Source organism: Paraburkholderia sp. FW306-2-2C-D06C (assembly GCF_058781505.1).
Map to the genome: position 1 here is coordinate 10,727 of NZ_JBYSWU010000092.1, position 971 is coordinate 11,697.

The window sequence follows — 971 nt, forward strand, 5'->3', positions numbered from 1 at the left end:
GCGCCGATGCCCGTCGAGGCCGAAGTCGAAAGGCTCGTCACGTTATTGTTGGTCGTGCTCAAGCCCGTCGACAGTGAACTGACATTGCTGTTCGTCGTATTCAAGCCCGTCGAGAGCGAATTCACGCCGCTCACCGCCGCGCCGATGCCCGTCGAGGCCGAAGTCGAAAGGCTCGTCACGTTATTGTTGGTCGTGCTCAAGCCCGTCGACAGTGAACTGACATTGCTGTTCGTCGTGGTCAAGCCCGTCGAGAGCGAATTCACGCCGCTCACCACTGCGCTGATGCCCGTCGAGGCCGAAGTCGAAAGGCTCGTCACGTTATTGTTGGTCGTGCTCAAGCCCGTCGACAGTGAACTCACACCGCTCACCGCGGCGCTGATCCCGGTCGAGGCCGACGTCGACAGGCTCGTCACGTTGCTGTTCGTTGTGTTCAGGCTCGTCGAGAGCGAACTGACATTGCTGTTCGTCGTGGTCAGGCTTGTCGACAGCGCACCTACGTCCGTCGACTCCTGCGTCGACAGCGAACCGAGGTTGCTGTTCGTCGTGGCCAGGCCCGAGGTCAGTGAGCTGACATTGGTGTTGGTCGTGTCCAAGCTGCTGGACAGCGAACTGACGTTGCTGTTCGTCGTGCTGAGGTTGCTGTTCGTCGCGATCAGGCTCGTCGACAGTGAGCTCACGCCGCTTTGAGCAGTGCTGATGCCCGCCGCGGACACGGTCGACAGGCTCGTCACGTTATCGGTGAGCGAGCTGACGTTGCTGTTCGTCGTGCTGAGGTTGCTGTTCGTCGCGATCAGGCTCGTGGACAGTGAGCTCACGCCGCTCTGTGCCGTGCTGATACCCGCCGCGGACACGGTCGACAGGCTCGTCACGTTATCGGTGAGCGAGCTGAGGTTGCTGTTCGTCGTGCTGAGGTTGCTGTTCGTCGCGGTCAGGCTCGTCGACAGGGAGTTCACGCCGCTTTGCGCCGTGCT

2 protein-coding genes are annotated in these 971 nt (G+C 61.3%); both read left to right on the plus strand.

Annotated features, from left to right (window positions below):
* The coding region (locus tag AC3WLT_RS36015; protein ID WP_492596333.1) for a hypothetical protein at positions 1–687 on the plus strand (687 nt) is incomplete at its 5' end.
* Positions 688–696: 9 nt separating this feature from the next.
* Positions 697–971, plus strand: a 275-nt coding sequence (locus tag AC3WLT_RS36020) for a hypothetical protein (protein ID WP_492596334.1), incomplete at its 3' end; no start/stop codon positions are given.